The sequence below is a fragment of the Pseudomonas sp. B21-053 genome (assembly GCF_026016365.1).
In the GTDB taxonomy this organism is placed as follows: Bacteria; Pseudomonadota; Gammaproteobacteria; order Pseudomonadales; family Pseudomonadaceae; genus Aquipseudomonas; species Aquipseudomonas nunensis.
This window is the reverse complement of record NZ_CP087205.1, coordinates 4,490,508-4,511,124: the sequence shown is the minus strand read 5'-3', so window position 1 is coordinate 4,511,124 and position 20,617 is coordinate 4,490,508. Positions and strand designations below refer to the sequence as shown.

Here is a 20,617-nt window from a genome sequence, read left to right as displayed (position 1 = left end):
TGAACAGACGCGCGGGTTTGCCATGTCGTGATATTCTTCGCCCCAACTTGCTTTGACCATTCAGTTCGCACGTCCTCGAGACGTGCAAACAGGATCAATGTCGCTCAAGTAGCTGAAGCCAATAATGATAAAAAGTCAGTTCAGTAGGGACATATAAACTGAGGTCGATGGAGACACGTCGGCCTTGTGTGCCCACCCTCCAATCCTGATGTACGGGAACCCGCGACATGCTGCCTGCATGCCGTGAACCAAGGGCCCTGGCGTTGGGAGGGAAGGGCGGATGGCGTTTTATCATAGGTGCTACAGATGCTTAAGAAACTCAACACGGCCCTGCTGGGGCTGGCTTTGTCGATGGGGATCACGTCCGTTCACGCGGAAGAGGCAAAGAAAGTCGATGTGCTGCTGATTGGCGGCGGCATCATGAGCGCGACCCTGGGTGTGTGGCTCAATGAGTTGCAACCGGACTGGTCCATGGAAATGGTCGAGCGCCTCGACGGCGTCGCCCAGGAAAGCTCCAACGGCTGGAACAACGCCGGTACTGGTCACTCCGCCCTGGCTGAGCTGAACTACACCCCGGAAGACGAGAACGGCAAAGTGTCGATCCCGAAAGCCGTTGAAATCAACGAAGCTTTCCAGATCTCCCGCCAGTTCTGGTCGTGGCAGGTTCAGCAAGGCGTCCTGAAGAACCCGCGTTCGTTCATCAACTCCACACCGCACATGAGCTTCGTGTGGGGCGATGACAACATCAAGTTCCTGAAAAAGCGCTACGAAGCCCTGCAAGCGAGCCCGCTGTTCGCCGGCATGCAGTACTCCGAAGACCCGGCTGTGATCAAGAAGTGGGTTCCGCTGATGATGGAAGGGCGCGACCCGAACCAGAAAATCGCGGCCACCTGGACCCCGATCGGCACCGACGTGAACTTCGGCGAAATCACCCGCCAGTTCGTTGCGCACCTGCAAGCCACACCGAAGTTCGACTTGAAACTGTCTAGCGAAGTGCAAGACATCACCAAGAACGAAGACGGCACCTGGCGCGTCAGCTACAAAAACCTGAAAGACGGCACCAAAACCGAAACCGACGCCAAGTTCGTGTTCATCGGCGCGGGCGGCGGTGCACTGCACCTGCTGCAGAAGTCCGGCATTCCTGAAGCCAAGGAATACGCAGGCTTCCCGGTTGGCGGCTCGTTCCTCGTGACCGAAAACCCGACCATCGCCGAGCAACACCTGGCCAAGGCTTACGGCAAAGCTTCCGTTGGCGCACCGCCAATGTCGGTTCCGCACCTCGACACCCGTGTCCTGGACGGCAAGCGCGTCATCCTGTTTGGCCCATTCGCGACCTTCAGCACCAAGTTCCTGAAAGAAGGCTCGTACCTGGACCTGCTGACCAGCACCACCACCCACAACATCTGGCCGATGACCAAAGTCGGCATCAAGGAATACCCACTGGTTGAGTACCTTGCTGGCCAACTCATGCTGTCCGACGAAGACCGCATGAACGCCCTGAAAGAATACTTCCCGAACGCCAAAGCCGAAGACTGGCGCCTGTGGCAAGCCGGCCAACGCGTGCAAATCATCAAGCGTGATGAAGCTGCCGGTGGCGTGCTGAAGTTGGGTACCGAAATCGTAGCGTCGGCTGACGGTTCGATCGCTGGCCTGCTGGGCGCCTCCCCAGGTGCATCGACCGCTGCGCCGATCATGCTGAGCGTGCTGCAAAAGGTCTTCAAGGATCAGGTTGCTTCCCCGGCCTGGCAGGAAAAGTTGCATCAGATCGTGCCGAGCTATGGCACTCAACTGAACAACGATCCAGCCAAAGTGGCTGAGGAGTGGGCTTACACTGCAAAAGTGTTGCAGCTGACTCCGCCACCGGCGATCCCGCAGTTGACCGCTCCGGCTGCTGCTCCGGCTCCGGCTCCGGCTCCGGCTCCTGCTGATGCTGGCAAGGCTCCGAAGGCTAACGCTGCAAGTGATATGGCTCTGTAACTAAAAGCCTTATCGGAAAAAGCCCACTGAACCGGTGACGGTCAGTGGGCTTTTTTGTGTCTGGAATTTGGCTCTCATGGGGCACTCGATATTTGAAGTCGACACGTACCCTGTGGCGAGGGAGCTTGCAAGCTACCCGAACGGGTGCTAATCGCTCAGAAACGGTCATTTACAGCCCAGAAAAAAGTGAGCCTCAGGCGACTTTCGGCTATCTTGCTCGCCTCGAAACCGACTTGCATTCATGGAGGAAAAATTGCGGATTTACATTACAGGTGCTTCGTGTGCGGGCGTGACCACGTTGGGTCAAAACCTCGCAAGTCTGCTCGACATACGACATGTCGATGTCGATGATTTTTTCTGGATGCCCACGAACCCTCCTTTTACGACCAAGCGACCTGTCAGTGAACGCGTGTCACTGATGCAGCAAAAACTCGGTGACGAAAACTGGGTGCTGACCGGTTCTGCTATTGGTTGGGGAGATGCGCTGATTAGCGATGCCGATCTGATCGTGTTCGTTGTAACAGCAACGCCCGTTCGCCTCGAACGGCTGGCCGAACGTGAAAAACAGCGCTTTGGAGACCGGATAGCCCCCGGTGGTGACATGCACGAGATACACGTGGCCTTCCGGGAGTGGGCCTCGCAGTACGACAATCCGAACTTTTCAGGACGCAACCGAGCGTGGCATGAGGCGTGGTTGTCAAGGCAAACCGCTCCGGTGTTACGGATTGACGGGATGAACAGTGCTGAAAAGATGGCGGCGGATGTCATTCATGTGGTGTCGCAAGTATCGCAATAGTTCGAAACCGGGATGTTTGCTTCACTGCCGATAAGGAAGTCGCCATGTCGCCGAACAAGGCTTGCCCCCTCGTCCTGTCCAGTATTCCTGGCACGCACACACTTTTGTTCCGACATCCTCTAGCAGGCGTACAACTCGTCAAAGGGACAATCGAGGCAGGTGAAACACCTGCCCAAGCCGCGTTGCGTGAGTTGAGTGAGGAGTCCGGAATAGACGCCGCCTCGGTCGTCAGCGATCTAGGCTGTTGGGACGCTGAGCAACTCAATCAGATATGGTCATTTCAACTGTGTGATACGCAAGCACCGTTGCCGGAACAATGGACTCACCAAACGCAAGATGACCATGGCCATGCCTTCAGTTTTTTTTGGGCTCCGCTCGATGACTTGCCGTATGCCGATTGTCATCCGGTCTTCCGCCGAGCATTACGGTACCTGACTACCCTGCTGGCAGCGCAGGGTTATGTATTGGCTCATGACAAACGCATGACTATGCCTGCTGGCAAACGGCAGCATGCTGATACTTGAGAGCCTCGCTACCGCTTTCGCGATGACGGTGAGTGCCATCTATTTGGAAGGAAATCTGTCATCACTCGCCTGTTGCATCGGCTGGCGAGTGAGAGAGACTTTTCAATAGCGAGTGAATGCTTATTGCCGATAGATGCGTGTTACGAAGGGCCGGTATCGACCCCAAGCGGACGCTCGAAGCAATTCGAGCACCGGGTAGAATTTGTAGGGGGAGCGGAACTCAGTAGCCAAACCCGCTAAACAGGACAATCAGCGTTTCCATGGCATGTCGTAATCGAGTGATTTTGAAATCAGGACGACGTTCTGCTGATCTGCAGAAACCCTCAATCCGCTTCCGGAACTTTTTCTTCAAATGATGTCAATTTGATAGCGTGCCTTGATGTTTATTGAAACAGGATCACCCAGCGCCAGGCTGTTTCCTGGCAAGCCCAAGGAAGTGTGAAATGAAACTGATTCTTGCGATGTTGTTGATGTTCAGCGGTTACGCGTTTGCCGGTTGCAACAGCATCAATGATCTTGACCAGCGAGCCTATTGCAGTGCCAAGCAGAGTGGTCGCAGCAGCGATTGCAATGGCATCAATAATATGGACTTGCGTGCGCAGTGCAGCGGACAGGTGGGAGGTGGTTCTTGCAATAGCATCAATGATAGGGACCAGCGAGCCTATTGCGGTGCCAGGCAGAGCGGCCGCGGCAGCGATTGCAATGGCATCAATAATATGGACTTGCGTGCGCAGTGCAGCGGAGAGGTGGGAGGTGGTTCTTGCAATAGCATCAATGATAGGGACCAGCGAGCCTATTGCGGTGCTAAGCAGAGCGGCCGCAGCAGCGATTGCAATGGGATCAATGATCGTGGTTTGCGCGCCCAGTGTGAGTCCGAAGGGCGCTGACTGGGTGTTTCGGATGACTGTCCCCTATTGGCCGGTTTCTGCCCGTCACCCCAAGTCGCGTTATGTCCCCAACTATTAACCGATCAATAGGCGAGCGAGCGACCTAGTCGTCCGGTTCACCCATAAATCTGAGCTGTCTTAACGCGATTTTTCTTCAAACAACCAAATCAAAATAGACAAGCCAACCGCAATCAACGCCCAGCCATCGGACCGCCTGGGCGTTTCACATCGCGCTCCCGACTTACCGCGCCAGGGCCCACAATCCGACTCGATTGAGGCAACCGTGGCGTACGCAGTAACAGACTGATGTCCTCTGCGCTGACCGCTCTGCTGAAAAAGTGGCCCTGAATTTCATCGCAGCCGTTTTCACGCAGGAAGGTTTGCTGCTCCTCGGTTTCGACACCTTCGGCAATGACCTTGAGGTTCAGTTTGTGCCCCAACGAGATCACTGCGGTGGCGATGGCTTTGTCGTTCTCGTTGTCGGGCAGATCGCGTACGAAAGACTGGTCGATCTTGAGTCTCGCGATCGGGAAGCTTTTCAAGGCGGCGAGGCTGGAGTAGCCGGTTCCGAAGTCGTCGATCGAGAGACTGATGCCCATGGATTGCAGTTCTTTCATTTTGCTGATGGCTTGCTGAAGGTCTTGCATGATCAGGCTTTCGGTCAGCTCCAGCTCAAGGTACTTCGGGTCCAGTCCGGTTTCTTGCAGGGCATGCCTCACCCGGTCGATCAGGTTTCTTTCGATGAACTGGCGTGCGGAAATATTCACCGACATGGTGATCGGCGGGCAGCCCGCATTCTGCCAGGCCTTATTCTGCCTGCACGCGGCATGAATCACCCAGTCGCCGATGGGCACGATCAACCCGGTCTCTTCGGCCTGCGGAATGAATTTGATTGGAGAGACCATTCCGAGTTCGGGGTGCTGCCAGCGGATCAATGCCTCTACGCCGATAATCTGACCTGACTGCAAATCCACCTGCGGCTGGTACAGCAGCAGGAACTCGTTATGGTTGAGTGCGTTTCGAAGCCCGTCCTGCATGGCGAGCTTGCCTTGAACCTTGTTGTTCATCTCGCTCGTATAGAACTGGTAACTGTTGCGCCCCAGTTCCTTAGCGCGGTACATGGCCGCGTCCGCGTTGCTGAGTAACGTGTCGGTATCGTTGCCGTCGGCAGGGTAGGTGGCCAAGCCCATGCTGCAGGTGACGTGGAGTGTATGGCCGCTGATTTGAATCGGCCGCAGTATGGCTTCCTGGATTTTGTGCAGGGCGGGAGTCACGCCATCGATGTCCGAGGGCTGGTCGAACAGGATGATCACAAACTCGTCGCCGCCCAGGCGCACGACGGTGTCGGTGCGGCGTACGCACTCCAGCATGCGCTGGGCGACGGTTTTCAGCAGTTCGTCGCCAGCACTGTGCCCGAGGCTGTCATTCACCAATTTGAATTTATCCAGATCGAGAAACACCACCGTCACCAGGCGGTTGTAGCGCTGAGCGTAAAGAATTGCCTGCTTGAGGCGGTCTTCAAGCAGCGTGCGATTAGGCAGTCCGGTCAGTGCGTCATGGTCGCCCATGTAGCGAATACGCTTTTCGGTCAACTGACGTTCTATGGCGATGCCGGCAAGCGGTGTCGCCATGTTGATCAGACGCGTTTCGCTCGAGTGAGGGCTGCGCACGGTGTTGGAATACAAGGCAAACGTACCCAAGACATTTCGCTCGTGGGACAGAATCGGTGTCGACCAGCAGGCGCGAAATCCATAGGACGCCGCGACTGAACGGTACTCCTCCCACAGCGGATCCAGCTCGATGTCCGTGACGATGACCGGTTCGCGTCGATAGACCGCAGTGCCGCATGAACCGACCTTCGGACCGATCGCAATCCCGTCGATGAGTTGGTTATAGGCCTGCGGCAAACTGGGCGCCGCCCCGTGCAGAAGGTGCTTGCCATCCTCATCCAGCACCAGGATGGACACCATCATCCCTTCCAGTTGGGATTCGACCAAATGAGCCAGGCTGTCGAGGACTTCTGCTAGCTCGGTGCTCCTGGCGATCAGCTCCAGGACATGTCCTTGTCCGGCGCGGATAATGGCTTCTTGTTCTAATCGACCGTTTTGCACGGCGAGCCGTTTTGTGGCGATGCTCAATTGGACGGTTCTTTTTTCCAGCTGAAGGCGGTCTTGAAGGAATTGATTCACCGCGCGAGCCATGTTGCCGATCTCGTCCTTCCCGTGTACCGCCATCATCAAATGCGTTTCGTCCGTGTGCTCCTGACGCAATTGCCGGCTGATTTCATTCAAGCGCATGAGCACATGACGGCCCATGAAAACCCGGGTCACGAACCAGGCGAACACCAGGCTGGCGCCCAACATGATCAGCACCCATTGCTGGCTATGATTTGAGGCCTCAACCAGGCGCTGCACGGCTTCGCGATAGTCCTCGGTGTAAGCACTGGATTGCGCACGGGCCACCGCGACCAGAACCCCGGCCTCATTCTTCAGTTCCTCATTGAAGCGTTGTATGACGTTTTGCTGATTGATGAGATTCAGGCGAAGGGTGAAGAGGTCGGGCCTCTCCAGATCCGCGTCAGGTAACTGGCCTGCAGTGCGTGCCAAGCGCTCATATCGGATTCGCAGCCGTTGCACGTCATCACTGTCGACAGCCTGCGGCAGATCGAAAAGCAACACCGCCAGCTCCAGGCTGGCCCGCGTCTGGGCCGCGGTTAACCGGGCGGTGTGATCCTCCACGGATTGCTCGAAGGTGACCTCTGTTTGCAGCAGGCTTTCCCGCAGTTGCGCAACGATGTTGGCGGTATTGCGGAACATCTGACTCGACTGATACATGTCCAGTATCGCCACGCCACTGTTCGCGGCAGTCAGTTGCTGCACCAGTTGGTCAAGGGCTTCAAGCTGTTCAACGGTCGCCGCATAGCTTGAATGCAGGGCGTCGGGGGAACGGGTTGTCAAAAGCTGATCGGTCTGGCGTTCGATCAGCAAGGTGCGCTGCAGCATGTCTTGCCCATTTTGCATGCGGACCAGTCGTTCATCGGTTAGCTGACGGGTGGCGTTGTTGGAAGTGCGCAACGCGTAGACCGCCGTTGCACCGCCCGCCAGGATCAGCAGCGCCAGCGTCAGAAACGCCAGTGTGAACTGCGCGCGAAGCGATTGTGGCAAAAGCCAGCGTACGAGTCGGGAAGTAACGTCCAATGTCAGGGATTCCACTGGTGGCGATAGATGTCTCGATAGCCATTGTCTGGGTCGTACTGGAATTTCTTCCCGCCGTCGAAGGCGATATTGTCGGCATTGACCAGGTGAATCGGCGCGACGAAACCGCTCACCGGCTGACCTGCAAACAGCCGATTCAATTCATCCATCACTTGCCAGCCATGCAGGTTGAGCGGCTCGGCGACGGTGACGGTCTGGTAGGTTTTCGCCTGTATGCGCAAAAAAGCCGAAGCGCTGCCATCACCGGCAGACAACAGACTGATGCCGTCACTGGGTATTGCGGCGTTGGTCAAAGAGGCAATCGAGTAGTCGAAATAGATATCGTTGATGGCCAGCGTGTGAGTCCAGCGCTTGCCATAGCGCTGCAGCAGCTCCTTGGTGATCGCCGGCATTTTCTCGCTGCTTTCGGAGATCGCGACATCGCGCACTTCCAGCAACGTACATTCCCGACAGGCCCGAATAACATTTTCCATGGCCTTGGCTTTCGCCATGGCGATGCTGTATTTGGAATCGGTCAGGATGACCACGCCGGCAAGTCCGTTTGACTGCGCGACTGCTGCCATGGCGGTGAGGCGCGCCACTTCGAGCGGGTCGGTCGTGACGTTCATGGCCACCGGCGTACCATCAATCGGCCCGGGTCGTGCCCCGGCGTGCCAGCCAACCACCGGCACATCATTTTTGGCGAATCGTATCAGCGCCGCATTGTTCTCAAGCGCATCGGAACCGCACAGGATAAGGCCGTCGGGTTTCGCTGCCAGGGCATCGGAAAAGGCCTTGGCGCGCCCGGCCGATGATCCCGCGCCATCGAATATCTTCAGCGTCCAGCCCATCGCCTTGGCTGCCTCGCGAGCGCCCTGCGCGACACCGACAATGCCGCCATTACGCAAATCTTCTGCGACAAACGCGATGCTCTTGCCTCGCAGGGCTTGCGGGCCGGATTCAGGACCGCTCCAGCGAACGGCTTCGAGGGTGGCCCTGGCGACGATTTCCTGTGCCTGGATCACCGTAACCGTGGCGTTTTCGACCCGCGCTGCGATTGGCAGGTTCTGGGCGTATCCGGGCGCTGCCGTGAACAGACAGAAAGCCGGAATTGAAGCCATCCAGCGTAGCCAGGCCTTGATCAGATTGGTTCGATCACCGTATGTGATGCTGGGTCTAGAGCCGATAGCGCAATCATAGTCCGGCATGGCGTCCCTTTTTGCCAAGAAAGCAGCGTTCTCTATTCAAAAGAATAGTCGGTTCTGCTGTCTTCAGGTCTCTGTGGGCAAGTGCGCGAACTTTAGTCCTGAAGATTCAGGACATGGGGCAGGGTCCATGGCACAAAACAAGGGACGAGGGCCAACTGCATCGTTGACTACATTGAATTGTTTTACAAGGCTTGCGACTTTGCACGAGCACCAGGCAAAAAAGGACGTGAGAGGCCGAGCACTCGCCTGAAAACAGTCGGGGCGCGCTCATTAATCGGCGTACATCAGCTCCAGGCTCTCGATCCACGCATCCGAGGCGTTGAATTTTGCGTAGTACTGCTGTCTTTCCGAGCGACTCAACCGAGTGAAAAAGGGCAGAAAGTAACTATCGTTGTAATACCCCTGGGCACCATGCATAGCGCCGCCCCACCAGGAGGGCTCATAACCCTCAAACGCTATCCACGGCGGTGGAACGGCTAACCTCATTCCCTGAAGACTGTTCAGAAAATCGATGCTATTCGTCACCATACGAATCGTCGTGGCGTTAAATTCCGAGTTCGATTTGAAGTAGATCAAGTGCTCGTCTTTTCGAGTATTTGAATAGTGTTTTACGGACAGGCCGTTGAATGGCTTTTCGGCGACGAAACTGAAATCCGATTCGACAAGCGCCTCAAGTCCAGCAACGTCAGCGTCCGTGATTAAAAAAACACAGTAGTAGGCTGGGATGTCGAGATTTGCCAAAGACACCACTTGCGAACAGTCAGGTAACGGCCGGGCAGGGGGAGGCAAAGGCTGAGTGAAAACTGACTTCAACTCGGAAAGGGAATAACCGACGATTTGTTCGTCCGGGCTACGCCTGACGAAGGATTTGATACGTTTGAAAATGCTCATTCGCTGTCCTTGATCCTGGCGCCTTTGGCAAACCGGCCAACGCGTGCAAATCATCAAGCTTGGTGAAGCTGCCGGTGACGGTCAATGGGCTTTTTTGTGGCCGGGATTTTGCTCTCATTGGTCGCTCGATATTTGAAGTCGGCGACTCCCGCGCCTGATCAGCGGCGGGGTCTTCCTGGCAGTGGTTGGTGATACGATCGTGGCGTGTTGGTCGGCTAAAAAAGCAGAATAAATCGCCATGAAAGCCAGTTTCGAGAAAGTGCCTACCCAAGCAAACGCGTCTTGGACGCTGCTAAACAGGAGGCTTGCCGACGCCATTCCGTTTGAATGGCACCATCATCCCGAGTATGAGCTGACGCTCACTTTGAACAGCCGTGGTCATCGCTACATCAGCAGCGATGTGGCTCGATACGATGACGGAGATCTCGTTTTGGTAGGGCCGAATGTTCCCCACAGCTGGTCGTCAGCTGAGTTGATTCGGGCAGGTCAACCGCATACCGCTCTGGTGATCTGGTTTTCAGAGGCGTGGGCTGAATCGCTGGTGAACCTCTTCCCGGAGATGGCATCGATTCGTTCGCTACTCATCGTCGCTCAAAACGCGCTGACGTTCAGCGAGCGAGCATCTCGCCAGGTCCGGCCGATGATCGAGGCCATGGTCAATCAGGAGCCCCCCGAGCGCCTGGTTACTCTTCTCGTCGTGCTTAACACATTGTCACGCGACACCGACGCCATCAGAATCCTTCCCGCACAGCCATCGAATGGCAGGGTAAGCATCGTTGAGGATGATCGCATTCATCGGGTGCTGGAGTTTCTGCACTCCAATTATGCCCGCCCGTTGAGTATTCCAGCATTGGCAGAGATGGCATGCGTGAGTGTGTCGGCATTCCACCGGATGTTTCGCAAGCACACCCGTTGTACTGCGCTGGATTACATCGTGCGTTTGCGGATTGGTCATGCGTGTGCCCTGTTGATGCAGGGTAATTCGACTGTTTCGCTCATCGCCGAGCAAGTTGGCTATTCCTCTCAGGCGTTGTTCAACCGTCAATTCAAAGCGCTCAAGGGGCTGACACCGTCGGAGTTTCGGCGGCAGCATGGTCACCTTTTCCAATAGTCCGGGTCGGTAGATGACAGCCTGATGCTCCACCTCCTGCCCGAGCATGACGCCACAATAGTATTGGAATTTGCGCCTAACCCGACTGCCGTTCCCGTGGCAGGAGATGCTTCCATACCTGTATGAAAAACAAAAAAGTACAGGTCTGCCATGAGTAAGTATCAAGCCTTTGAATCCGCTGCACTCCCAGAGAATTATCAGGACAGCATCGTCAAGATGAAGCGCACGCTACGTGCTCAGATTGGTGATGTTGAAGCGTTATTTGCCCAAGTCAGCGATTTCATCCGCGCCGAGATCGCATCGATCAAAGAACAGGAGGCAAGGACTGGCTCGGGATGGCCAATACTTGAATTTGATGACATCGCAAAAGGAAAGGTGAGTGCGGACCAGATAGCGCAGATCAAGCGCCGAGGCTGCGTGGTCATCAGAAACCACTTCCCCCGAGATCAAGTACTGGCGTGGGATAAAGGACTTCTGGATTACCTGGACAAGAATGAATTCGACAGTGTTTATCGCGGTCCGGCTGACCAGTTCTTTGGCAGCCTGGAGGCGTCTCGTCCCGAGATCTTTCCCATCTATTGGTCTCGTTCCCAGATGCAACTGCGTCAAGACGAGAGGATGGGCAAGGCCCAGTCGTTCTTGAATCGTTTGTGGAAGACAAACTCCCACGGCCAATCCTGGTTCAACCCCGATGTCAACGCACTCTATCCTGACCGCGTCCGTCGCCGCCCGCCGGGAACCCATTCCAAAGGACTGGGCCCCCATACCGACTCAGGCGCACTGGAGCGTTGGCTGCATCCGGCTTATCTGAAGGTGTTCGACAAAATCTATAGCAACGAATTTGAGTCCTATGATCCATGGGATGCTGCCTTCCGCACGGAAGTCGATGAGTATGCCTACAAGGATACGGTCAAGTGCTCGGCGTTCCGCACCTTCCAGGGGTGGACCGCGCTCTCGGACATGAAGGCCGATCAAGGTGTTTTGCACACCTTGCCTATTCCTGAAGCCATGGCCTATATGCTTTTGCGGCCCTTGCTCGATGATGTGCCTGAGGACGAATTGTGCGGCGTCGCACCGGGCAAAGTTCTTCCGGTTTCGCAAAAGTGGCATTCGCTATTGGTGGAAGGTCTTACACCCATTCCTGACATCCAGGCAGGCGACTCTGTCTGGTGGCATTGCGATGTGATTCATAGCGTCGCACCAGTCGACGATCAGCAAGGCTGGGGCAACGTCATGTATGTGCCTGCGGCACCCATGTGCCCTAAAAATCTGCGTTACGCCCACGATGTTTTTCGCGCATTCGAGAAGGGAGCCTCTCCCGATGACTTCCCCCGTGAAGATTATGAAAAGTCATGGGAGGACCGGTTTACCCAAGACAACCTGAACGCCATTGGCCGTGCGGGACTGGGGTTGGACGACCCCAAATGACCATGGCTCGCGCAACCTCCTTCCCAAAGCCGTCGCGGATACCATGAAGTACGACGGGCACTGCGTTGCAGTGCCCGTCAACATCCATCGGATCAATTGACTGTGGATCAACTCCGCCGTATTCAAACAGAGGGCGCAACGCCCTAGCGTATAGCGGATGTCATTTTTTCTTTTTAGCCGGCTTGTCTGCCTTCTCTGGCTTCTTGGCCTTTTCAGGCTTGCTGTCAGCTTTTTTTGCCGATTTCTTTGGTTCGGCGTCTTTTTTCTTGTCTTTCTTTTCGGAAGATTTCGAAAGAGCCGAGGCCGCCGCTGATTTCTTGGCCGGCGATGCCTTTTTGTCTTTCAAATCCTTGCTGGCTTTCGATGCTTCGCCTTTGCTTTTCTTCTCGTCTTTAGCCACGTTAACCACCTCTCGGAGCATGCCGGTATTGGCACATGGCCTGTGGGATTGTCCACAAGCTAATCATTAGGCGAGTGCGTTCAGGAGCGGTTCAAATTTTTTGATGCGTCGAGACAGGTTGGGGGAGGGGATGCACCGAGTCAGCAAACCCCGTGAACTGAAAGACTGACGAAAGCTTCCCTGCGTAACCTCCGTGCAGTACCTCTGCTATCGTGTAAAAACCTCTGGTCGCTCATTTGGGCGATTTCCGTAAGCTCGCTTTACGGCACCGTCATCACGGTCAGGTTCGCGAGTTAACGGGAAACGAATCAATGGACACGCCGCCAGTAGATCGTCCTTCCACCGAGCCCCAGTCTCGCGCCGAGAAGCTTGCCGAGTTTCGCCGACAACAAACCTTGCTCAAGACCGGCGCCCTTCAAGACGCCATCTTTAACAGTGCCTACTTTTCCAGTATCGCCACCGACGAAAAAGGCGTCATTCAGATCTTCAATGTCGGCGCCGAACGCATGCTCGGTTATCTGTCGGAAGACGTAATCAACAAGATCACCCCGGCCGACATTTCCGATGCCGACGAATTGATTACCCGCGCCGCTGCGCTCAGCCTGGAGCTCAAGACACCGATCACGCCTGGGTTTGAAGCGCTGGTATTCAAGGCGTCCCGAGGTATTGAAGATATCTATGAGCTGACCTACATCCGCAAGGATGGCAGCCGGCTGTCGGCGATGGTGTCGGTCACCTCGTTGCGCGACAGCACTGAAACCATCATCGGCTATCTGCTGATCGGCACCGATAACACCGCGCGCAAGCAGGAAGAAGCCGCGCAGGCGTTGCTGGATCAGCGTCTGCGCGACCAGCAGTTTTATACGCGGTCATTGATCGAGTCGAACATCGATGCCCTGATGATGACCAATCCCCAGGGCATCATTACCGACGTCAACAAACAGATGATGGCGTTGACGGGGCGGACCCGGGACGAATTGATCGGCGCACCGTGCAAGAACTTTTTCACCGACCCGGCCCGTGCTGACGCGGCGATCAAGCGTGTACTCAGTGAAAACAAAGTCAGCGATTACGAGCTCACCGTGCGCGCCTACGATGGCACCGAAACCGTCGTTTCCTATAACGCGGCGACATTTCATGACCGCGATCGCAAGCTGCAAGGCGTGTTCGCCGCCGCCCGGGATGTGACGGAGCGCAAGCGCTTCGAGCGCACGCTGGAAGAGAAGAATATCGAGCTTGAACACGCCAGCCACATGAAGTCCGAATTCCTCGCCACCATGTCCCATGAACTGCGCACGCCGCTGAACGCCATCATCGGTTTTTCCGAGGCGCTCAAGGACGGCATGGTTGGTGATATGACCGATACCCAGCGCGAGTACATCGGCGACATCTTCACCAGTGGCCAGCACTTGCTGTCACTCATCAATGACATCCTCGACCTGTCCAAGGTCGAAGCCGGGATGATGGAACTGGAACTGGAGCCGGTCGAACTGCAAAGCCTGCTGAGCAACAGTTTGTTGATCGTGCGCGAGAAAGCCGCGCTGCAACGCATCCAGTTGAAACTCGAGACCGATGCCGAGCTCGGCACCTTCGAACTCGATCTGCGCAAGACCAAACAGATCATCTACAACCTGTTGGCCAATGCCGTGAAATTCAGTGCACCGGGCGACGTGGTGACCGTGGCGGTGCGCCAGGTCGAAAGGGCTCAAGTGGGCACGATCGAGGGAGACTGGCCAGCGTACGGCTTCCAGCTCGCGGACAGCGACTATGAGGAATTTCTGGAGCTGAGTGTCAGCGACACCGGTATCGGCATCGCCCAGAGCGATATGGACAAGTTATTCAGGGCCTTCAGTCAGATCGATAGCAGTCTGGCGCGTAAATTCGAGGGCACCGGTCTAGGCTTGGCAATGGTCAAGCAACTGACTGAACTCCATGGCGGCAGTGTCGCCGTGGCCAGTCGTGAAGGCACGGGCGCCCGATTTGTGGCGTGGTTGCCTATCCGTCGTTCCCCCAGTGTGGAGGCGCCGTGGCTGAAATCCTGATCGTCGAAGACAACGCCGCCAACATGCGTCTGGCCCGGCTGCTGCTCACCAGTGCCGGGCACAGTGTCGTGTGCGCGGCCGATGCGGAAACCGGCCTGAAACTGGCGCGCGAGCGGCAGCCGGCGCTGATTCTCATGGACATCCAGTTGCCGGGAATGGATGGCCTGAAGGCCACCTCGCTGCTCAAAAGCGATGCGCTGACAGCGGCGATCCCGGTGATCGCGCTCACCGCCATGGCCATGAAGGAAGACGAGGAAAAAACCCGCCTGGCGGGCTGCAATGCCTACATTATCAAGCCGTTACGCTACAAAGAGCTCTACCGGGTCATCGATACGTTGCTGCAAAACAATCTGCCTCAACAGCCCTCTACTTGAGCTCTTTCCATGTCCGACATTGCCGCTACTTTATTGATCGTCGACGATGAACCGCATGTCTGCAAATTGCTGCAGATCCTGTTGCAGAACCAGGGGTATCAGACATTAACGGCCGGTTCGGGCGAAGAAGCCCTGCTCATGGTTGCGCAACAACCGCCGGACTTGATCCTGCTCGATATCATGATGCCGGGCATGGACGGTTTCGAAGTCGCCCGCCAGCTGAAAACGGACAAAGCCACCTCGAACATCCCGATCATCATGCTGTCCGCCCTCGGCGAGCACAGTGCGCGGATTTCCGGGCTGGAAGCGGGCGCCGAAGATTTCCTCAGCAAACCGGTGGAGAGCGCCGAGTTGTGGCTGCGGGTGCGCAACCTGCTGAGGCTCAAGGCGTTTGGCGATTACCTGAAAAGCCACAGTCTGATGCTGGAAGAGCAACTGCAACAGCGCACCATCGACCTCGAGCGTTTTCGTTCGGCCATGGACGCGTCGTGCGACGCGATTTTCCTGATCAACCGCAGCACCATGCGGCTGATCGAGTTCAACCGCCGTGCCTGCCAAGTGCTTGGCTACACCACTGAAGAGCTCCTGAGCAAGACACCGGCCGATCTCAGTGACGACTCCACCGAAGAACTGGAGGTTTTGTACGACCAGATCATCGCCGGCCGAGGCCCCATTGAAGCCACGGAAACGCAGATCCGCTGCAAGGACGGCAGTTTCCTGCCGGTAGAAATCCACCGCCAAGCCTTTAAGACCGGGGATGACTGGATCATCGTCGGCATTGCGCGAGACATTACGCAGCGCAAGGAAAACGATCAGCGCATGCTGAAAATGGCGCATTACGACACGTTGACCGGGCTGCCCAATCGCAAACTATTCTTCACCACCTTGCAAATGGGGTTGACCCAGGCGTCGCTCAGTCATTGGCAACTGGCGGTGGTGACCGTCGACCTGGACGACTTCAGCAGCGTCAACGAAACCTGGGGCCACCTGCTGGGCGATCGAATGCTGGCGGAGTTGGGCCAGCGACTGACCAACTGCCTGAATGTGAGCGACACTCTGGGGCGCATGGACGGTGACGAATTTGCGTTGATCCTGATGATTCGCGAGGGCCAGGTGGACCCGCTGCAAACCGTCGAGCGCATACGCGAAACACTGCGCGAGCCTTTTCAGCTCGGTGGCCAATCAACCGCGATGACCGCCAGCATTGGCATTGCTCTGTACCCGGATGACGGGGACGACGCACATGGGTTGATCAAGCACGCGAACACCGCCATGCACCGGGCGAAGAAGATTGGCCGGGATACTTATCGGTTCTACACGGCGCAAATGAATGAAGAGGCCTCGGCGCGACAATCGATGGAAACCGCGTTGCGTGAGGCGGTGAAGCAGCAGGCGTTCGAGCTGTTTTACCAACCCAAGATCGGCTTGGCCGACGGCCGAGTGTGCGGGCTTGAAGCGCTGTTGCGCTGGCCGCGTCCGGGGCAGGCGAATGTCTCGCCGGCGGTGTTCGTGCCGATACTGGAAAGCCTAGGGCTGATTACCCAGGTCGGCAATTGGGTGATCACCCGTGTATGCAAGCAAATCGCCGATTGGCAAGGCGCAGGGAAAGGGGCATTCCAGGTGGCGGTTAACGTCTCGGGCCAGCAGATCATCGAAGGTGATCTGATCGCCAGCATCCGCCAGGCCCTGATCGATCATCAGATCGAACCCCACTGGCTTGAGATCGAGCTGACGGAAAGCTCGCTGATGGAGAACACGGCGCACACCATCGCCAGCTTGCAGACCCTGCAACAACTGGGGGTCAAGGTGTCCATCGACGACTTTGGCACCGGTTATTCAAGCCTCGCGTACCTGCGGCGGTTTCCGATCGACAAACTCAAGATCGACATCGCGTTCATCCGTGAAGTCACGAGTAACCCCCAGGACGCGGCCATTGCCAGGACCATCATCGAATTGGCCCACAGCCTCAACCTGCAAGTGGTCGCCGAAGGGGTGGAGACCCCCGAGCAACTGGCGTTCCTCACGGCCAACGGTTGTGATCAGGTGCAAGGCTATCTGTTCAGCCGGCCACTGCCCGTCACGGAGTTGGAGTCTTTTCTGCAGGGGCAGCAGTGCTTCACCTGATCCATTTCAGCGGGATCAGGCAAGAATTCAGCAGAATGCAACCATCGCTCCGACCCACCCAAGTCGTACCCTGTACGCACCACGGCGCCATTTAGCCGCCAAGTCCCCCAGACGGTCGACGCTCAATCGACCGCTCCTGTCATCCACTTGAACGATTCAGCAACCACGCTACTCCTCTTGTATTCAACATCCGACTCAAAAGGCGATCGCAATGACCAAGACTTACAGCTATGCCGCGCAAGGCGCCAAGGACTCGCTCAAGCCTTTCACCTTCGAACGTCGCGCCCCGGGCGCTGATGATGTGCAGATCGATATCCTCTATTGCGGCGTCTGCCATTCCGACCTTCACACCGTAAAAAACGAGTGGCACAACACGATGTATCCGTCGGTGCCAGGCCATGAAATTGTGGGCCGTGTGACCGCCGTTGGCGCGAACGTCAGCAAGTTTAAAGTCGGTGATCTGGCTGGCGTCGGTTGCATGGTCGACAGCTGCCAGCACTGTGCGTCGTGTGCGGAAGGTGACGAGCAATATTGTGAAAGTGGCTTCACCGGCACTTACAACGGCCCGGTGTTTGGCGGCGAGAACACCTTCGGTGGTTACTCGGACAATATCGTGGTGAAGGAGAAGTTCGTTCTGCGCATCTCCCACGGTGACGCCAATCTGGCCGCTGTCGCGCCGCTGCTGTGCGCCGGCATCACCACGTATTCGCCGCTGCACCACTGGAAGGTTGGTCCTGGCAAGAAAGTCGGCGTGGTCGGTCTCGGCGGTCTGGGGCATATGGCAGTGAAGATTGCGCATGCCATGGGCGCACATGTTGTGTTGTTCACCACGTCGCCGAACAAGCGTGAAGACGGTTTGCGTCTGGGCGCCGATGAAGTGGTGGTGTCGAAGAATCCGGATGAGATGGCCAAGTTTGCCAACACCCTGGATTTCATCCTCAACACCGTCGCTGCGCCACATGATCTGGACGCGTTCCTCGGCCTGCTGAAGCGCGATGGCACGATGACGCTGGTCGGCGCGCCGGACAGTCCGCATCCATCGCCGTCGGTGTTCAACCTGATCTTCAAGCGCCGCAGTCTGGCCGGTTCGTTGATTGGCGGGATTCAGGAAACCCAGGACATGCTGGATTTCTGCGCCCAGCACGGGATTGTTTCGGATATCGAGATGATCAACATTCAGGACATCAACGAAGCCTATGGCCGGATGTTGAAGGGCGATGTGAAGTATCGGTTTGTGATTGATATGAGCAGCCTCAAGAAAGAAGCCAACGCTGCTTGATTGCTCTGCTCCACTGTGGCCTGGCCGGATTAGTCAGGCCGCAATGGACTGTCTGTCTAACCTTGTTTTTCGCTTGTATTTCTTTTCGCGATTTGCTGTAACGCTCTTCTGATCGGCGCCATCATCTGTGAGGCGTTGAACCATTTAGGTTTTTCCACTTGTTCCTGTTTGATTAATTCTAAAAGCTCTTCTTCTATGAAGATTTCTTTTGAGTTTATCAAGGTGTAAGTGTTTTGAATGGTGTCAGATTGGAAGCGTGAGTCCGGGCATTTAATGCCTGTGATTAATAATTTGTCAAACTCGTGTAGCCCTCTTTTGCCTTTTGACTCATCCAGGAATATTGCGCCGCTACAGAAGGCGGCAAAGCGACCTGCTACCGGTAAGTACAGTCCTTCTTTGTTATGTTCTTTATTCAGTGCTGAAGCGAGATGCAGGAAGCCATAGAGGCAGTTGGATGAGATGTTGGTTGATGAAATTTCGCAGATTTGTTGAATGTTGGCTTTTAGAATCCAGCCCCATGTCGTACCGCCTCCAATTCTATCAGCATAGAGTTCTTGTGCTTTTGATTCCTGCGTTGGGAGATGCCCAACAATAATATGAACCAGTTCGTGTGCGTATGCAGCAAGCGTTGCAATCAATATAGAGGGGAAATAGTAGTCATCTATGTTTTGAGGCTGCAGGCCTCCCTTGGTTGGGGTGTTTTTCAATAGATTGTGTACAAATGCAATAGGTACTGATATTCGAAATGTCGATTTTTTTTGACCCTTCTGTCCACTTTCAATTTGAGTGGCTGCAGGAAACGAGTCGGACCCTATTGAAAAACTATAAATGAATGCATGCCTTGCGTTTGTCGGTACGCGCTTGAATGCAATTGTGGTTGCTGCACGAATAACGTGATCCGACTTCAGACAAGCGTGAAGGAGGGCCGCGCGCTCAATCTCGCTAATGACGCCTGAGTATTCATTTGAGTAGTTTTCTACTTTTTTTTTCATCTCGTCGTGACGTGGTTTGGATTTTCTAGTCATTTTATGTATCAATTCGTTATGGTGGGGCTTGTGTCGCCGGGGAGTATCCCCTGCTTCACTTAATAAATGACTCCGTGCGACATAGGTAACGTAAGAAAAATAAGGCACGTAGTGGCTGCGAAAATAAAAGAAAGTGCAACTGCAATTGCTCTATGTAGGCCAGGGGCGTCCTTCAATCGTCCATAGCAATAAAGTACGCAAAGTGCCAGAAATAAGTAGCTGAGTACTATTAGAATGTGTCCAAGAGCATGAGCAAAATTCGGGTTTTCGAGTTTGATTGCAGGGATGTTTTTTACGGTGTATCCAGCGTAAAAAACGCCAGCAGAAATTCCCACATTTCGGATGCTATCAAATAATTCTTTGATCGTGTTTGAGGTCAGAAATGGGAGGTTCATTTAATTTTAGCCTTTGAGTAGTGGGGGTTGGGCTTTTTAAATAGACTCGAAAGTGTCATTCAGATGGCAGAGCAGGCCGTTGAGTGACCTGCTTTTTATGAATTTAAATCAATGTGTCATAATCATCTTCTTAACTTCCCCTTCTTTTATTACGAACCTGGTAGAAATCATTCCACCTTGCGTAGAAAGCCCGTAAGGAGAGGGCGCTTCCCATATCACTGAGCCGAAGATGAGATATTCGCCTGCCGCCACGTTCTCAAATGAAAAATTGCCCGAGCCATCAGCAACGGTGGTGCGGTTATAAGGTTGGGCTCTAGGGTCTGGCTCTTTCAGTTGCTGGCGTGCTTGTACAGCCTGAAAACGGGTGAGGTTATAACTGGTGACTGGGGCGAAGAAGATGGTGCTACCTGCACCATATTTCACATCCCCTCCACGGGTTTTCATGAAAATTTGCCCTTGGACCGTCGCTGTGCCTTCGGTCTTGAGCACTGCGTATTCGGTGGATGAGTAAGGCGCTTCTACAACCTTTTGTGGTGCTGCACATCCGGCCAGGAGGGAGCTGGCGATTAACAATCCGCAAAGAGTCCTGTGTTTCATGATGTTGCTCCATTGTTTTGGCGGATCTTACCAAGTGAAATGGCAGCTTGCCATTACTCAGCCGGCTTACGCCTGTTGCACGATTGAAGCGCGTGCGATCCTGTGCTGGGCAGATGCCTGAGACCGATAGCCTCAAAGACAAAAGATTCTCCCTATCACGCTCTAACACTGCGCCTATTAGCAGTCCCCTCCAGACGGTCTAGTCTTACCGTTGCGCCAGCGCATGCTGGCCGCTTAATGACCTGATAACGAGATAAGAAAGAGTCACAGGCTTGCCGTGGGCCCGCGTGCTGGCGAATCGATCGCCCATTTCTGGAATTCCCGTGTGGCCTTATGGGCAGTTGATCGAACTGCCTGGCCCAGCA

At 55.4% G+C, this 20,617-nt stretch carries 16 protein-coding genes; 10 read left to right on the top strand and 6 right to left on the bottom strand.

The window, feature by feature from the left end; translation table 11 throughout:
• Positions 1-306: 306 nt before the first annotated feature.
• From mqo to LOY68_RS20150, 4 genes are all read left to right on the top strand, one after another.
• Positions 307-1,977: a malate dehydrogenase (quinone) gene (gene mqo / locus LOY68_RS20165; protein ID WP_265039415.1), complete on the top strand. Its 1,671-nt coding sequence runs from the start codon at positions 307-309 to the stop codon at positions 1,975-1,977.
• A gap of 253 nt (positions 1,978-2,230) precedes the next feature.
• Positions 2,231-2,773, top strand: coding sequence for an adenylate kinase (locus LOY68_RS20160; RefSeq protein ID WP_265045814.1), 543 nt, complete (start codon positions 2,231-2,233; stop codon positions 2,771-2,773).
• Between the two features lie 44 nt (positions 2,774-2,817).
• Complete coding sequence (locus tag LOY68_RS20155; RefSeq protein ID WP_265039413.1) at positions 2,818-3,297, top strand: NUDIX hydrolase; 480 nt, start codon at positions 2,818-2,820, stop codon at positions 3,295-3,297.
• Between the two features lie 443 nt (positions 3,298-3,740).
• On the top strand, positions 3,741-4,184 hold the full coding sequence (locus tag LOY68_RS20150) for a hypothetical protein (RefSeq protein ID WP_163913899.1): 444 nt from the start codon (positions 3,741-3,743) through the stop codon (positions 4,182-4,184).
• 191 nt (positions 4,185-4,375) lie between these two features.
• On the opposite strand, the gene LOY68_RS20145 is transcribed toward LOY68_RS20150, so the two are convergent.
• The 3 genes from LOY68_RS20145 to LOY68_RS20135 all read right to left on the bottom strand — a co-directional run bounded on the left by LOY68_RS20145 (position 4,376) and on the right by LOY68_RS20135 (position 9,477).
• Positions 4,376-7,396, bottom strand: coding sequence for an EAL domain-containing protein (locus tag LOY68_RS20145; protein ID WP_265039412.1), 3,021 nt, complete (start codon positions 7,394-7,396; stop codon positions 4,376-4,378).
• Positions 7,384-8,403, bottom strand: a complete 1,020-nt coding sequence (locus LOY68_RS20140; protein WP_265045813.1) for a substrate-binding domain-containing protein — start codon at positions 8,401-8,403, stop codon at positions 7,384-7,386. Before LOY68_RS20140 ends, LOY68_RS20145 begins: the two co-directional genes overlap by 13 nt.
• A gap of 453 nt (positions 8,404-8,856) precedes the next feature.
• Complete coding sequence (locus tag LOY68_RS20135) at positions 8,857-9,477, bottom strand: hypothetical protein (RefSeq protein ID WP_265039410.1); 621 nt, start codon at positions 9,475-9,477, stop codon at positions 8,857-8,859.
• Between the two features lie 238 nt (positions 9,478-9,715).
• Here LOY68_RS20135 and LOY68_RS20130 point away from each other — a divergent pair, with 238 nt between their 5' ends.
• A complete protein-coding gene (locus LOY68_RS20130; RefSeq protein ID WP_265039408.1) occupies positions 9,716-10,588 on the top strand; it encodes a helix-turn-helix domain-containing protein in 873 nt (290 codons plus the stop codon).
• Positions 10,589-10,738: 150 nt separating this feature from the next.
• Positions 10,739-12,016: a DUF1479 domain-containing protein gene (locus LOY68_RS20125; protein WP_265039407.1), complete on the top strand. Its 1,278-nt coding sequence runs from the start codon at positions 10,739-10,741 to the stop codon at positions 12,014-12,016.
• A 160-nt stretch (positions 12,017-12,176) separates the two neighbouring features.
• Here the strand turns inward: LOY68_RS20125 and LOY68_RS20120 are convergent, their stop codons facing one another.
• Positions 12,177-12,425: a hypothetical protein gene (locus tag LOY68_RS20120; protein WP_265045812.1), complete on the bottom strand. Its 249-nt coding sequence runs from the start codon at positions 12,423-12,425 to the stop codon at positions 12,177-12,179.
• 302 nt (positions 12,426-12,727) lie between these two features.
• Between LOY68_RS20120 and LOY68_RS20115 the strand changes: the two genes are divergently transcribed.
• The 4 genes from LOY68_RS20115 to LOY68_RS20100 all read left to right on the top strand — a co-directional run bounded on the left by LOY68_RS20115 (position 12,728) and on the right by LOY68_RS20100 (position 18,235).
• Entirely contained in the window at positions 12,728-14,458 is a 1,731-nt protein-coding gene (locus tag LOY68_RS20115; protein WP_265039405.1) for a PAS domain-containing sensor histidine kinase, read from the top strand.
• The gene (locus LOY68_RS20110) at positions 14,443-14,832 is read left to right on the top strand and encodes a response regulator (RefSeq protein WP_265039403.1); all 390 of its coding nucleotides are present in this window, start codon (positions 14,443-14,445) and stop codon (positions 14,830-14,832) included. The genes LOY68_RS20115 and LOY68_RS20110 overlap by 16 nt, the downstream gene beginning before the upstream one ends.
• Before the next feature lie 9 nt (positions 14,833-14,841).
• Positions 14,842-16,956: an EAL domain-containing protein gene (locus LOY68_RS20105; protein ID WP_265039401.1), complete on the top strand. Its 2,115-nt coding sequence runs from the start codon at positions 14,842-14,844 to the stop codon at positions 16,954-16,956.
• Between the two features lie 211 nt (positions 16,957-17,167).
• Positions 17,168-18,235: an NAD(P)-dependent alcohol dehydrogenase gene (locus LOY68_RS20100; RefSeq protein ID WP_265039399.1), complete on the top strand. Its 1,068-nt coding sequence runs from the start codon at positions 17,168-17,170 to the stop codon at positions 18,233-18,235.
• A 56-nt stretch (positions 18,236-18,291) separates the two neighbouring features.
• On the opposite strand, the gene LOY68_RS20095 is transcribed toward LOY68_RS20100, so the two are convergent.
• On the bottom strand, positions 18,292-19,260 hold the full coding sequence (locus LOY68_RS20095; protein ID WP_265039397.1) for a hypothetical protein: 969 nt from the start codon (positions 19,258-19,260) through the stop codon (positions 18,292-18,294).
• Between the two features lie 503 nt (positions 19,261-19,763).
• The gene (locus LOY68_RS20090; protein WP_265039395.1) at positions 19,764-20,252 is read right to left on the bottom strand and encodes a hypothetical protein; all 489 of its coding nucleotides are present in this window, start codon (positions 20,250-20,252) and stop codon (positions 19,764-19,766) included.
• Between the last annotated feature and the right edge of the window lie 365 nt (positions 20,253-20,617).

Coding starts and splice junctions, on each gene's coding strand:
- LOY68_RS20090 (WP_265039395.1), bottom strand. CDS start 20,252: ATGAAACACAGGACTCTTTGCGGATTGTTAATCGCCAGCTCCCTCCTG.
- LOY68_RS20130 (WP_265039408.1), top strand. CDS start 9,716: ATGAAAGCCAGTTTCGAGAAAGTGCCTACCCAAGCAAACGCGTCTTGG.
- LOY68_RS20095 (WP_265039397.1), bottom strand. CDS start 19,260: ATGACTAGAAAATCCAAACCACGTCACGACGAGATGAAAAAAAAAGTA.
- LOY68_RS20155 (WP_265039413.1), top strand. CDS start 2,818: ATGTCGCCGAACAAGGCTTGCCCCCTCGTCCTGTCCAGTATTCCTGGC.
- LOY68_RS20105 (WP_265039401.1), top strand. CDS start 14,842: ATGTCCGACATTGCCGCTACTTTATTGATCGTCGACGATGAACCGCAT.
- mqo (WP_265039415.1), top strand. CDS start 307: ATGCTTAAGAAACTCAACACGGCCCTGCTGGGGCTGGCTTTGTCGATG.
- LOY68_RS20125 (WP_265039407.1), top strand. CDS start 10,739: ATGAGTAAGTATCAAGCCTTTGAATCCGCTGCACTCCCAGAGAATTAT.
- LOY68_RS20150 (WP_163913899.1), top strand. CDS start 3,741: ATGAAACTGATTCTTGCGATGTTGTTGATGTTCAGCGGTTACGCGTTT.
- LOY68_RS20100 (WP_265039399.1), top strand. CDS start 17,168: ATGACCAAGACTTACAGCTATGCCGCGCAAGGCGCCAAGGACTCGCTC.
- LOY68_RS20115 (WP_265039405.1), top strand. CDS start 12,728: ATGGACACGCCGCCAGTAGATCGTCCTTCCACCGAGCCCCAGTCTCGC.
- LOY68_RS20135 (WP_265039410.1), bottom strand. CDS start 9,477: ATGAGCATTTTCAAACGTATCAAATCCTTCGTCAGGCGTAGCCCGGAC.